This is a genomic window from Flavicella sp. IMCC45668, from assembly GCF_057219105.1.
This window is the reverse complement of sequence record NZ_CM170114.1, coordinates 2,003,674-2,018,584: the sequence shown is the minus strand read 5'-3', so window position 1 is coordinate 2,018,584 and position 14,911 is coordinate 2,003,674. Positions and strand designations below refer to the sequence as shown.

10 protein-coding genes are annotated in these 14,911 nt (G+C 33.8%); all 10 read left to right on the top strand.

Annotation, left to right across the window (positions count from 1 at the left end; genetic code table 11):
* Positions 1-15 precede the first annotated feature (15 nt).
* The 10 genes from AC2DZ0_RS08370 (at position 16) to AC2DZ0_RS08325 (ending at position 14,908) form a co-directional block, all read left to right on the top strand.
* Positions 16-888 carry an AraC family transcriptional regulator gene (locus AC2DZ0_RS08370; RefSeq protein WP_484489632.1) on the top strand — a complete coding sequence of 291 codons (873 nt, stop codon included), beginning with the start codon at positions 16-18 and terminating at the stop codon, positions 886-888.
* Between the two features lie 26 nt (positions 889-914).
* On the top strand, positions 915-2,297 hold the full coding sequence (locus AC2DZ0_RS08365) for an arylsulfatase (protein WP_484641225.1): 1,383 nt from the start codon (positions 915-917) through the stop codon (positions 2,295-2,297).
* A gap of 156 nt (positions 2,298-2,453) precedes the next feature.
* Entirely contained in the window at positions 2,454-4,262 is a 1,809-nt protein-coding gene (locus AC2DZ0_RS08360) for an alpha-1,3-galactosidase-related protein (protein ID WP_484641224.1), read from the top strand.
* Between the two features lie 348 nt (positions 4,263-4,610).
* On the top strand, positions 4,611-6,125 hold the full coding sequence (locus AC2DZ0_RS08355; RefSeq protein ID WP_484641223.1) for a T9SS type A sorting domain-containing protein: 1,515 nt from the start codon (positions 4,611-4,613) through the stop codon (positions 6,123-6,125).
* Between the two features lie 208 nt (positions 6,126-6,333).
* Positions 6,334-8,292, top strand: a complete 1,959-nt coding sequence (locus AC2DZ0_RS08350; RefSeq protein ID WP_484641222.1) for an FAD-dependent oxidoreductase — start codon at positions 6,334-6,336, stop codon at positions 8,290-8,292.
* Entirely contained in the window at positions 8,292-9,419 is a 1,128-nt protein-coding gene (locus AC2DZ0_RS08345) for a hypothetical protein (protein WP_484641221.1), read from the top strand. Before AC2DZ0_RS08350 ends, AC2DZ0_RS08345 begins: the two co-directional genes overlap by 1 nt.
* Positions 9,420-9,676: 257 nt before the next feature.
* Positions 9,677-10,549, top strand: coding sequence for an AraC family transcriptional regulator (locus AC2DZ0_RS08340; protein WP_484641220.1), 873 nt, complete (start codon positions 9,677-9,679; stop codon positions 10,547-10,549).
* 116 nt (positions 10,550-10,665) lie between these two features.
* Positions 10,666-10,986, top strand: a complete 321-nt coding sequence (locus tag AC2DZ0_RS08335; RefSeq protein WP_484641219.1) for a VOC family protein — start codon at positions 10,666-10,668, stop codon at positions 10,984-10,986.
* 147 nt (positions 10,987-11,133) lie between these two features.
* Positions 11,134-11,487 carry a hypothetical protein gene (locus tag AC2DZ0_RS08330; RefSeq protein WP_484641218.1) on the top strand — a complete coding sequence of 118 codons (354 nt, stop codon included), beginning with the start codon at positions 11,134-11,136 and terminating at the stop codon, positions 11,485-11,487.
* Between the two features lie 181 nt (positions 11,488-11,668).
* Positions 11,669-14,908, top strand: coding sequence for a glycoside hydrolase family 2 TIM barrel-domain containing protein (locus AC2DZ0_RS08325; protein WP_484641217.1), 3,240 nt, complete (start codon positions 11,669-11,671; stop codon positions 14,906-14,908).
* Positions 14,909-14,911 lie beyond the last annotated feature (3 nt).

The window sequence follows — 14,911 nt, the reverse complement described above, 5'->3', positions numbered from 1 at the left end:
GTAAACAGTATGTAAATGAAATTACAATTAAAACAAACAAAGTGTTTTCTTAGTGAGAAACTTTTTTCTTATAAATACAACCAACCCTGTCTAGATTCTTCTTGGCATTATCACAAAGAATATGAGTTGCTGTATGTCTCTAAGGGAAGTGGTATTCGTTTTGTAGGAGACAGTGTTCAAGAGTTTAATGAAGGTGAGTTAGTTTTGGTAGGTGCCTATTTGCCGCACTTATGGCGTAATGATTTATCATCAAAGTTAGACTCAGATTCTAATGTTGAAATCGTAGTCATAAAATTTCTGAAAGATTTTATCGGGCAAGGAGTTTTTGAAAACCCTGAATTTTATGCTATTAAAGATATGTTGAAAGCGTCTGATTTAGGAGTGTTATTCTCGAGTGAAACTTCTGAAGAATTTAAAGATCGCTTGTTGCACTTTCATGATTTGAATGCCCCAGAAAAGTCAATAGAATTACTTTCTTTATTGCATGATTTGTCTCAGGAAAAGATAGATAAGCAAATTTCTACTCTGGATATGAGACAATATTCTTCTGAAAATGGCTCTAAGTTAGATGAGGTGATGAAGTTTATATCTATCAATTATGCCTCTAGTATCTCCTTAAAGGATGTTGCGGAAATTGCTTGTATGACTGAAAATTCTTTTTGTAGGTATTTTAAAAATTTGACAAATAAATCTTTCGTGAAGTTTTTAAATGAGGTGCGTATTAGAAATGCTGCCAAACTTTTAGTTTCAACGAATAAATCTATTTCTGAAATAGCTATAGAGGTAGGGTTTCCATCGATCACAAATTTTAACAAGCAGTTCAAATTAGTACAAAATGAAACTCCAAAAATATATAGAGAGAGAATTGCGTACGAAAAAAAAATATAACGCATTTTTAAAAATAAATAAGATTAATGAATTTAAATTCTTCAAAAAAAATAATTTTCTTAACAGTACTACTAGTTTCTATATTGCTACAGTCGCAATCGAAAAAAACGAATGTGATTTATATATTGGCAGATGACCTTGGTATTGGGGATTTAGGAATATATGGTCAAAAATTATTAAAAACGCCAAATATTGATAGACTGGGTTATGAAGGAATTAAATTTACGGATCATTATTCCGGAAACGCAGTATGCAGTCCTTCTAGAGCAGTTTTAATGTCAGGGCAACATCCTGGTCATAACCATATTATTGGTAATTCTCCAAATGAGACCCCATTAAAACCGGAAATGACTGTGTTACCAGAGCTTTTTAAAAATGCGGGTTATGCGACGGGAGCCTTCGGGAAATGGGGATTGGGCTATACTTATTTAGATACAGAGGCCAACCCATTACAAAATGGATTTGATGAGTTTTATGGATGGAAAACACAATATGCAGCACATACCTACTATCCAACAAGCATGGTTCATAATGGGAAAAAGGTCATGATGAAACCTGGTACGTATGTTCACGATGAAATTATGAAAAATGCCTTCAGTTTTATAGAAAAGAACGCGAAGCATAATAAGCCTTTTTTCTGTTATATTCCTACAGCAATTCCTCATGCAGCGATGCATGCTCCGAAGGATTTACATAATAAATGGCGCAAAAAACTCCCTCAGTTTGAAGATAAAATAGGAGTGTATAGTGCGAAGGACGAGCCATGTCCAGATGTTGTAAATCCAGTTGCTGCCTTTGCGGCTATGGTAGAGCACTTGGATAATCAAGTGGGGGAAATAGTAAACATTTTGAAAAAAACAGGTCAGTTGGAAAACACGTTGATCATATTTACAAGTGATAATGGAGCTCATAATGTGGGAGGCCATGATCCAAAATTTTGGAATTCTACCGGGGTGTTTAGAGGAATGAAAAGAGATATGTATGAAGGTGGTATAAGAACCCCTATGTTGGCGTATTGGCCTGGCGTTATCAAGCCTGGTTCTGTAACAAATCTACCAAGTGCTTTTTGGGATGTTATGGCTACTGCGTCTGATATATTGGATGTAGAAGTTCCGGAGCAATGCGATGGGATTTCTTTTTTGCCAACTTTAAAGGGGGATATTAAAAATCAAAAACAACACGACTATTTATTTTGGAGAATCGAGTCTCATAAAATATACCATCAAGCCATAAGAATAGGGAATTGGAAAGGGGTTTTGAATACCTATAAAAAAACAAAGAAAACAACTGAAAGAAAAATGCCTCTAGAATTGTATGATTTGTCAAGTGATATTTCAGAAGAACATAACCTAGCAGGCCAAAATCCAACAATGGTGGGCAAAATGATGAAAATAATTACAGAAATGTAAGTTTAGGCAGAAAATGTACTAATAGTAACAGGTATTATACTTGAACCTACATGGAAGCAATTAAGAATGGGTTAATTTGTTTTTATTCGGAGGTAGTATTGATGTATTTTGATTCAGATAAAGCCTGTATTTTTATAAAACAAATAATTGAAGAAAATGAGACTTAAATTTTTAGCACATATATTTTTCTTACTGGGGTTGGTAGTAACTGCTGAGGCAAAAGAAATAATAAATATTAAGAATGAAAAGGGTGATATGACCCAAATTCTTAGAGATAAATTAAATGGTATTGTCGATAAGGAAGTAAAAATAATTTTTGAACAAGGAACTTATCTTTTTCTTCCTACCTATGCCATGGATAAATATTGCTTTATTACAAATCATGGAAATGGATTGAAAAAAATTATTTTCAGATTTGATGGGTTTGAATCCGTGGAAATTGAAGGAAATGGATCAAATTTTATGTTTCATGGTCAAGAAGCTCCCTTTCAATTTGAAAATTGTAAAAAGGTATCGGTTAGGGATTTAACTATTGACTGGGATGTGCCATTCTCTTTTCAAGGAGATGTGCTGCAAGTTGATAAAGATGCAGAATGGATTGATATCAAGCCTTATAAACAAGGTTTTTCTTGGAAGTTGATGAACGGAAGAATCATGTTTCCAAATATTGATGGTTTTCATTTTGAGGAATTAGGAAGTACATTGGAGTTTGATAAAAAAACAAAAGCAGTAGGCCATGGTGCTTGGGATTTCGGAAGTAGACCAAGATGGGTGGAAAAAAGACCGAATGGAGTTTTAAGAATTCACGAAAAAAGAAAGTTTTATCCTGCTGTAGGAACTGTGTTGCACTCAAAAGGAGGGCATGGACAGAATAGATATGCTCCTGCTTTTCAGGTAACTACTTCGTCTCATATAAACTTTGATAATATTACAATTCATCATGCTTTGGGAATGGGGTTTCTGTTTGAAAGAAGTGAACATATTTCCATTTTAAATTCTAAGATTGTATTGCCAGAAAATTCGGATCGAGTTGTTTCTACCATTGCAGATGCTACTCATTTTGCTAATTGTAAGGGGCAAATTCTAATAGAAAACTGTCGTTTTGAAAATATGTTGGATGATGGGACTAATGTACATGGGACTTATGTGAGTGTAGATCAAATAATCAATTCAAAAACGATTAGAGTAAAACTACAGCATTTTGAACAAATGGGCTTTGTATTCGCAGAAGCAAATGATGAAGTTTGGTTTATTCAAAACCCCGATCCTTCAAGAGGAATTGTAAACAAAGTAACAAAAGTAGCATACGTAAATGATAGATATTCTGATCTTACTTTTGAAAATGAAATACCTGAAAGTTTAGCTAAGGGAGATATTGTTGAGAATAAAACATGGAATCCTGAGTTTACGATGAGAGGATGTACGATAAGAAATCACAGAGCTAGAAATATTATTTTTAAAACTCCTCTTAAGGTGGTGATAGAAAATAATAATTTGTCCTCTATGATGTCTTCTATATTGTTAAGAGGAGAATCCTACTTTTGGTATGAATCAGGTGCGGTAGGAGATGTTTTGATCCAGAATAATAAATTTAAATACTGCGCTTATAGTGGGTCTGAGCATGCTGTACTGCGTGTTACCCCTAGGTTAGGAAGAACATTTGACCAGACAATTACGTACGATAAAAATATTAGATTTATAAATAATACTATTGAGAACTTTGACAACAGAGTTGTTTGGGCAGACAGAGCAGAAGGTTTGTTAATTGAAGGGAACACGATTACAAAAACAAAAGATGCTGAGGCTTTATATCCCGATGCTCCGGTTTTTGAATTTGAAAATTGTAAAGATGTAAAGGTTTATAAAAATAAGTATATAGGCAAAGCTAAAAATACTGAGATGGTGAAGGTAGATGCCGCATCTGAAGAAAATATTGTTGTCAAAAGGAATAAAGGGTTTAAATAAAATTACAAATTGTTGAAATTTGTAAGTTAATTAGTTTGTTAGATTAAGGACCTCACCATTTTGGTGAGGTTTTTTGTTTTTGGTAGACTGAGAACTACATGTTATATGTAAATGGTAATAAATTCAGGCTGTATGGTTAAGTATTCTTTTTTTACTACAGAGGACATGCCTTTTTGTTAAGGGGATTATATTTAACACATTCAATCCTACCTCTTATGATTAAAACGAATACATATCAATTTATTTTAGAAAGCAGAATTTTTGAAATCAAATTGAAAATAATTGGAGCCACCTAGCTGTGCAATTGTTTATAAGATTACAAGTACCAACCAACTTAAAAACCAAAGAATGATTAAACTAATTAAACCAAGTATTTTGGCTTTGTTTCTATGCGCAGGATTTATAGGGAAAAGTCAGAAAATAAAAGATTTTTATACCGAAACAAACCATCTAGGAGTTACCAAAGATTTTATTGAAGATTACGGGGCAACTCCGAATGATGGAAATGATGATAGTGCTGATTTACAGTCGGCTATTGAGGATATGAAGAAAGAACCCAATGGAGGAGTGATCAAAATTCCAGCGGGTAATTATGTATTATCTGGAATTGTAATGAAATCTAATGTGCATTTAGAAATAGATTCCAATGTGAAAATTTATCCAACGCCAAGAACAGATACCAAGAACTATTCAATTTTTGCTTTTGGAGGTGATTTTGGAACCGTTTTAAATACCAGTATTAGAGGTATTGGAGGCAAGTTTATAGTTGATTTACGAAATCTTCAAAATAAAAATGTAGCCGTTTTTAATTTTAAAAATGTTAAGAATTTTTACTTAGCCAAATTCAATGTACTGGATGATAACACAAAGTTTTCTGCCGTTACTTTTGGGTATTCTGAACATAATGGAAACTATTTTGTTCCACGTCATGGTGTTATCTTAAGTGGTAAAGTTTCAAATGCCCATTATGGTTATGGGTTGGTACAAATGCAAGCCGGAAAAAACATTTTATTAAAATATCTAAATGGTACTGGAGGAGTTACGCTAAGACTTGAAACAGGCTATGATAAAATGAACTTATTGCAAGTAGGTGGGCTTGATAGGATATACGGAAGAACTGTTAAATGTACGAATGGGAATGCTGCCGTAATGATTTCTCCGCATGCTATTCAGAATGGACATGTAGATGTGTCTGATGTCACTAGTGTAAGTTGTGGGTTTGCCGTGAGAGTAGGTGCTGGTTATACAAAATCTGACCAAGAAGCTGCCGGTTTGGTGCCTGGAATGTTTAAGAGTACTTCAGTGGTTAGTGATATTCATGCAACTTTTGGTACCAATGCACAATTAAAGGCGAAACATATTAAATACATGCCTTGCAATTTACTTGATGACATTGCCACTGAATACAATGTAGATGGAGAAAGTTATAAATCTCCTTCAGTGGCTGCAGTAATAGATGGTTCCAAAGGAACTGGGCCTGGGTATTTTAATATTAATATAGAAGAAGCAGATGTAACAGCTGTTGGATTTGCTAGTCAGCCTAAATTAATTTTACATGATGAAGATGCAGATCAGTGTTCAAACAATGCATCAAAAAATATTGAAAAAAGAACTGTAGAAGTTGATTCTGTAATAGAGGGAGTATACCCAAACCCGGCGAATGATAAGTTGTCCGTAGTTCTTTCTGAAGATTTTAAAGGGGGAGCATTGACGCTTGTAAATGCATTTGGAGCAATTGTGTATCAAAAAAATGTAGAGGTTAATACGGGTAAAAAGATTCTTATTGATGTGAGTTCACTGGCAAAAGGTGTCTATTATCTAAAATTAGGATATGGATATGCTCAAAAAATTATGATAGAATAAAATAAATAACAATTTGGTGCTTGTTAGAAAAAGTCTCCGATAAGGAGGCTTTTTTGCTTTTATGAATGGATTATGTACTGAAATATACATTTTATGGATTTACATATACAAATTAAGTTAGTTCCTTTCAGAACTTTGTGAATGTAGTTACTAATTATTCGGTGTTTCTTAGCGAATACCGTCAATCATAAAGATTCAATACAAAATTATGAAAAGAAGAAATTTTCTTAGAAATGTTGCTGGTGCTGCAGTAGCGACTAGTTTGTTGCCTATTGCGTGTAAATCTACTGACCAGGTTACAGGAAATTCTGCAGTAGGTTCTATTGGTGAAGGAAATGGTGGAGAGGAGCAATGGCATCAATTAGGAACAGGAAAAAAGGTTCCAACTCCTGTCCGTAAAAAGACCGTTGAGTATGACGTAGTGGTGATAGGAGCAGGGATGGCTGGAATTCCAGCTGCAGTAGCAGCTGCTAGAAATGGTGCAAAAACGGTTTTGGTGAATGACAGACCTATGTTAGGAGGAAATGCTTCAAGCGAAATAAGGGTAACAGTAAATGGAGTGAATAGATTATCCACGGGGTTAGCGGAACGCGAAACGGGGATTGTAGAAGAATTACTCTTAGAAAATAGACTTTTGAATGCACAGGAATCTTATCCTATGTGGGACCATATTGTTTATGATTATGTCACAAGAGAGCCAAATTTGACTGTAATGGTAAATACTTCTGCAATAGATGCAGAGATGGAAGGTGATAAAATTATTTCTGCTCGTTGTTGGCAGGTAACCACAGAAACAGAATTCACCTTAAAGGCAGATGTTTTTATTGATTGTTCAGGTGATGGTTTGATGGCGGCAAAAGCTGGTGCACTCTATAGAACGGGAAGAGAGGGAAAAGCAGAATTCAACGAGAAATATGCACCTGATGAGCCAGATGGGTGGCAAATGGGAGCTTCTATTTTGATGCAAGGAAGAGATTATGGAAGGCCTATGCCTTATACACCTCCTTCTTTTATGTTAGAATACAATGGAGATAGCACCAAACATAGAAAAATTAACAATTTTATAGATGGATATTGGTGGGTTGAATTAGGAGATGATTTTGATATTATTGATGTTCAAGATGTAAATCGCCATAAATTAATGGGGTATGCTCATGGGGTATGGAATTATATAAAAAATTCAGGGAAATTTCCTGAATCCGAAAATTATGCAATTGACTGGATCGGTTCTTTTCCAGGAAGAAGAGAGTCTAGAAGATTTATTGGAGATCATGTTTTGTCAGAAAGAGACTTAACCGAACATAAGCATTTTGAGGATGCGATTGGTTTTGGTGGTTGGTCTTTGGATGAACATAATCCAGGAGGAATTGAGGATTTGTCAAACGAGCCTAGTTTTTTTCATCAAAAATTTAAGACGGTATATCAAGTTCCTTTTAGATCACTTTATTCAAAAAATATTGCTAATTTGATGTTTGCGGGTAGAAATGCTAGTTTGACTCACATAGCTCTGTCTTCTACAAGAATTCAGGGAACCTGTGCTTTGATGGGGCAAGCTGTGGGAACAGCGGCTACTATTTGTGTTAAAAAAGGTGTTACACCAAGGGAAGTTGGGCAAAAATATATCAAAGAATTGCAAGAGCAATTGATGAGAGATGATGTTTATATTCCTAAGGTAGTTGCAAATGACCCTAATGATTTAGCAAAAAAAGCAAGTCAGATTTTCGGGTCCTCTACAAAAACAGGGGATGCCAAAAATGTGATTAATGGGATTTCAAGAGATATAGATGGTGAAATAAATCATTGGCAATCCGAAGGGTTAGGTGCTACTTTTCAAATGGAATGGGATGCTCCGATAAAGTTATCAAAGGTGGAAATTAAGTGTGATTCTAATTTGCATAAGAATATTACCATGAGAAAGCAACCTTTATCTGATCATCTTAGGAAAACATTTATTGATTATGTACCACCAGAATTAATGAAAGTTTTAGATGTAGAGGTAAGATTGGATGGATCTTGGGTTAAGGTAGCGGAAACTAAAAATAATATTGTACGTTTGATAAAGTTTGATTTTGAACAAGTGAAAACAACAGCTATTAGAATTAATTTAAAAGAGACCTATGGTCATCCGACGGCTAAATTATTTGAGGTGCGTTGTTACGAAGTTTAATGAAAAATAAAATAAACATATTAGTCGCTTTTTTGCTCCTTTTTAGTGTTACAGGAAAGGCAGTTGAAGGCAAGCTCCTTACAAATACAGAAATCACACATGTGATTTCTGTATTGCATCCAGGAATTAGTACTGAAAAACCTGTGGAGTGCAAGTTGATAGAATCTAAAAGTCCCTATTCGAATAATAGTAGTTTTTATATGGATGTAGAATCCGTTGTGTGCGGATCAAAAGAATGTAAAATTGTTACCGTTCGTGTTCATTGGGATGCATTAGGAGCCTATTCAAAAATAGAATTAAGAAATGGTGCCGAATTAGAAAAGAATGAAGGGAAACCTTTTTCTAAATCAGATTATGAAAAATTACAAACGATTTTAAAAGATAAAAGTTCACCTCTCCAAACATATTATAAATATGAATTAGTAAATAATTCTCATGCCAACGCTTTGGATGCTTTTTCAGGGGCAACGGTAGAAATAGATAAAACGGCTATTGTTGAAGGTGCGGTTTGGACTTGTTACACACTTTGGTATTGGGCAAATGGAGAAACCGTTTCTAAAATTAGAGAAATTACTGCAGAAAAATATTCCAACTCAAAACTAATAAGCTTATTAAAAGGCAGTAATAATGCGTACAAGAAATTTTCTATAGAAGAATTGGATAAAAGAAAGTTTTATTCAGTTGAAGCTCAAGAACAAGTTGTCATTGCCAGTTTAGTTTCTGATGCGTTAGGGAAAGAAGGGATTGCGTATTTTGAGAAATCAACCTCAGGAATTTATTATAAGGCTCTTGAGAAATTATATTATAATGATAATGAGAATTTAAGAAGAGCTGTCTTGAATTCAATGATAGAAACAAGATTTATTGCTCCGGTAGGGGTGTATGATCATTTTAGTGATAAAAATATTCTTTCTAATTCATATCAAGAGATTGATTTGTTTTTTACACTACTGCAAGCTAAAGATTATGTTTCTCAAAAAGTAATATCAAATTCAGTTGAATTATTGACGCATGATAATTTTATTATCGCAAGAAGGGCTTATTGGTATCTTAAAAATAAAAAATTATCAGAGTTAGAAAAGGAACGGCTGAATGTTTTTAAAGAGAGAAATTCTTATCGGTTATAGATTTGGAGTATAATATAACACTTCCAATTGGGTGTTTAATTTTGAATTAATTTTTTTCTGAATAGTTTTAGTTATGTTTCTTTAATTGTATTGGTATGATTGAGGTATTCATTTTGAAATTGAATGGCATCTTGTTTGGTGTTTGTAATCAGGTAACTAAAAAGTATTTTGGGTAAAATATTCCGTTCTTGGGGTAATTTTTATAAATAGATTTAGCTAAAAATAAGGTCTCTTTGTAGTAGACTAAGCTAAACTTTATGCAATTATTTTTAAAAAATTCAGAAGAAATCGTAAACCAGCGATTGAATGTAATTAAAAATGTTGTGCCATGCATTGACTCCTCTTGGCATTATCATTCTCAGTTTGAATTACTTTATGTAACTAAAAGCAGCGGGATTCGTTTTGTTGGTGAAAGTGTAGCCTCTTTTCATCCGGGTGATCTTGTGTTGGTGGGGGCTTATGTACCCCATTTATGGAGGAATGATATTTCATTTTATAAAAATAGGAATAGTTCTGAAGAGCAGGTTGAAACAACTGTTATTAAATTCAAAAAGGAATTTCTGAGTTCAGAAACTTTTAATCAGCCTGAATTTACCGAGGTAAAAGAATTACTAGAAGAATCAACTTTTGGAATTGTTTTTGGAAAGAAAGTAGCAGAAGAACTTCATGAAGCCTTAATGCAAATTGTAGATATGCCTAAGGCAAAACAAGCAATAAAATTAATGGATATTCTGTTAATTCTTGCAACTACTAGAGACAAACAGACCTTATCTGAGAAAGATATGAGGCAATTAACCACCAAGAAGGCGGATAAATTGGATGTGGTATTGAAATATATTTCAGATAACTATACAACTAATATTTCTTTGAAAGATGTGTCTGATTTAGCATGTATGACCCCAAATAGTTTTTGCAGATTTTTTAAAAAAATGACAAATAAATCTTTCACTCAGTTTTTGAATGAGGTTAGAGTGCGCAAAGCATTACGTTATTTGGTGCATCGAGAAAAATCCATTTCTGAGATTTGTTACTTAGTTGGGTATAACTCTATAAATAATTTTAACAAACAGTTCAAGCTAGCGATGGGGAGTACACCTAATGAGTATCGTTATTATAATATGGTGGATTAGATAGGGTAAAATAATGTAGTTCAAGGGTAAATTATATAAATGGTTGAGTAACATATTGTGCCAAATTTGTAAATAGAGCGTGACTGTTCATTAATTAAACTTAAAAATAAATTTAAATGGAATATAAATTTAGTCATATCGGTATACCAACAACAGAGGAAAAAAATTGGGACGGTTTTTATGAGCCTGGAAAAATTCATTATACTGATTTTAGTAAGGATGAATATGGTGTGGAATGGATAAAATTTGATGCAGATAGTCCAATGCCGGAAATGATGCAAAAATTGCCTCATGTTGCTTTTTTGGTTGATAATATTGAAGCTGCAATTGAAGGAAAAGAAATTTTGGTAGATACTTTCTCTCCAGGTGAAGGAGTGCGTGTGGCGTTTATTGTTCATAATGGTTCGCCTGTAGAATTTATGGAAGTAAAAGAGTAATATTTGGTTTGATTGGAATAGCACGCCTGCTTGGGTAGTTAAATTCGTTTTTTAATTTGGTTGGAATAAGCAGAATTTTAGATTAGTGCACAAGTAGGTTGCTATATTCATTAAAAAAGTTAATAGATAAAAGTAAAATAGAGTAGTATGAAGAAAATTATTTTAGTAGCAATTTTATTGTTTTCGGTAAAAGCAGCGGTTGCCCAAGGAAAGTATCAAATGAAAAAAATCAATCATTACGTAACTTCCGCAGCGGAGGAGTTTGGATTAAATGAAGCTGAAGAAAAAAGCTTGTTAGATGATAGAATCGCATATTTTAATGATTATATGGCAGTGGTTCAGAAAGCAAAAGCAGGTGATATTTCTACTGATGAAAAGAAATCACAGATCAATCAAGTTAACAAAGAGTTTAACAATAAATTAATCAAAGCAACAGGGAAAACGTATCCAGAGTTGGAGCCTTTCATGACAAGGATGAGAAAGGAGCTTAAAGAAATTTAAAAAAAAATATTTATTCAACGAGGGCATCCATAAAAAAAATATGGGTGCTTTTTTGATTTAAAGTGGTTGCTTTTCTTGGAGAAGTTAAAAATAGTTTACAATTAGATAAGTTAGTTATAGGAAAAATGTATTTTTTACGCTTTTTTTGTATACAGTGTCTTTATTAATTAAAAAAAGAAAAATGAAATTAAAATATCTATTACTAGGTTTTATGGGTGTCTTGTTTTTACAAGTAGCTCAGGCTCAAAATGATTGGGAGAATGGGTTTATGTTTGAACAAAACAAATTGAGAGCTCGTGTACCAAGTTATTCTTACTTGAACCATCAAGATGCTTTAGCCGGAAATAGGGATGTTTCTAGAGTTCAAAGTTTAAATGGAATTTGGAAATTTAATTTTGTTGAAAAATCAAGCGAAAGACCTGTAGATTTTATTGCAAACGATTTTGAAGGAGCAAATTGGAGTGATATGCCAGTACCTTCTAATTGGGAATTGCAAGGTTTTGGACAGCCAATATATTCTAATATAATTTATCCTTTTACTCCCGATATTGAAAACGGTGGGAAAAGAAACTTTAATTATATGGGGCCTCATCCTCCACAATTTCCATTTATTGAGAAGTATAGAGATAATCCTGTTGGGAGTTATTATAGAGACTTTACAGTACCTGCTGATTGGAAAAACCAATCCGTAATTCTACATTTTGGAGGTGTCTCTTCTGCTTTTTATGTATGGGTAAATGGTAAAAAAGTTGGGTACAGTCAGGGAAGTAGATTGGCCGCAGAATTTGATGTAACGGAGTATTTAAATGAAGGGAAAAACCGTGTTGCGGTGCAGGTGTTTCGTTGGAGTGATGGAAGTTATCTAGAAGATCAAGATATGTGGAGACTAAGTGGAATTCACAGAGAGGTGTTGTTGTTAGCACAACCTAAAATAGCTCTGAATGACTTTTTTGTAAGAACAAAGTTTGATGCTGAGTTAAACGATGCTAAAATTGAAGTACGTCCGCATATGTGGATGAAAGGAGACGAAGATGCTTTGAAAGGGTGGGAGCTTACAGCACAATTATACAACGCTCAAAATGAAAAGGTTTCTGGGGCTTCTATGACGGCTTCTATTGAAGATATTCATTACGAAAGATGGCCGCAAAGAGATATTACAAAGTTTGCATTTTTGGAGGCTAATATTAAGTCGCCTAATAAATGGTCTGTGGAAAAACCATATTTATATACCTTGGTTTTTGACGTAAAGGATCCTTCAGGGAAAATAGTAGAATCTAGAAGTCAGAAAGTTGGTTTTAGAAAAGTTAGTTTTAGTGATAAAAATGAATTATTGATTAATGGGAAGGTTGTTAAAATTATGGGGGTAAATCGCCATGATCACCACCCTGTTAGAGGAAAAGCCTTAACAAGAGAAGATCTAGAGGAAGATATCAAGGTGTTAAAAGCCTTTAATTTTAATGCCGTTAGAACCTCGCATTACCCAAATGATCCTTATTTTTATGAACTGTGTAACAAGTATGGTTTGTATGTTATGGATGAAGCGAATATAGAGACGCATCATTTAGGAAGCTATGCTCCACAGCAGCCAGAGTTTGCCATTCCAATTTTATCAAGAGTGATGAGAATGGTTGATAGAGATAAAAATAATCCATCAATTATTTCTTGGTCGTTAGGTAATGAAGCAGGAACAGGACCTGCCTTTGCCGCAGCTGCTTCATGGGTTAAAGATTATGATCCTTCGAGGTTTGTGCATTACGAAGGTGCTCAAGGAGATCCTACACATCCGGAATATAAAGAAGGAGAAGAAGGACAAAAATTATTTAGAGGACCTGCACATGCCAACCCAACAGATCCTAAGTATGTTGATGTGTTGAGTAGAATGTATCCTGAGGTGTATCAGTTGAAAGCCATGTCAGAGAGCAAATATATCAATAGACCAATTGTGATGTGTGAATATGCTCATGCAATGGGGAATTCTATTGGAGGTCTAGGCGAATATTGGGATTTAATCAATTCTAAGCCAAATTTAATCGGTGGGTTTATTTGGGATATGATTGACCAAGGATTAGAAGCCAAAGATAAAAACGGAAATATGTATTATGCCTATGGAGGTGATTTTGGCGATGTGCCAAATGCAGGAAACTTTTGTATCAATGGTGTTTTTGCACCAGACCATAAACCAAATCCGCATGCATGGGAGTGTAAGTATATTTTTCAACCGTTTAATTTTGCAGCTGCTGCAATTGAAACAGGAAAAATAAAAGCGATAAATCATTTAAATGATACTAATTTAAGTGCGTATGATGTAAAGTGGTCTGTTTCTGAAAACGGAAAACAAATTCAATCAGGTGTTTTAAAATCAACAGATGTTGCTGCAAATACTTCACAAGAATTAAAAATTCCTTTTAGAAGGATTAGATTTAAAGAAAATTCTGAATATTGGTTAGAAATTTCTGTTTTAGAAAAAGCGGATAATTTCTGGGCAAAGAAAGGTCATGTTGTAGCTAAAGAGCAATTATTAATTAGAGCGAAGAAAAATACAGTTGGAATAACTTCTTCTTCAAAATCTAAGTTAACGGTGAACAACTCTAATGAAAAAGTAGTTGTGAAAGGAAATAAGTTCTCGACAACGATTTCAAAAGAAACCGGAGATTTGATATCATTTATCATCGGAAAAAAAGAGCAAATAAAAAGTCCGTTAAGACCAGATTTTTATAGAGCTCCTGTAGATAATGATATTCGAGGGGCTAGTAGTAGAGACTTTAAGAAATCTAGAAACTATTGGAAAGGATTTGATAAAAAGTTAAAGGTTTCAGATGTAAAAGTAGTATCGGATAAAAACAATGAAACATCAATTGTGGTATCGAAAGAATATAAAGATGAGGTGAAGCTGACGATTACGTACAGAGTATTAAGTGATGCTAAAATTGAAGTATCTATGCAGATGGATGCTAAAGAATCTTTACCAAGTTTGATTAACTATGGAATGACTATGGGTGTACCTAAAACTTATAAGAATACTAAGTTTTACGGGAAAGGACCTTGGGAAAACTATATTGATAGGAAAAGAGGTACCATCGTGGATGAATTTACTTTTAGAACAGACGATTTATTTACGAATTATATATATCCGCAAGGAAATGGAAATAGATCGGACGTTCGTTGGTTGCAGCTTTCTGAGTCAAAAAAACCAGGAATAATTGTTACCGGAACGCCTGAGTTTGGCTTCTCAATATGGCCTTATAGTTCAGAGAATATTGAAAAAGCCAAACATCCATATGATTTGACTGAACAAGATTTTTATACACTTAATTTAAATTTAGTTCAAATGAGTGTTGGTGGAACTTTATCTGAAACCTTACCTCAGTTTGTAATTAAGACTGGTAAACATGATTTTACTTATGTATTAGAATTTAAATAAGAT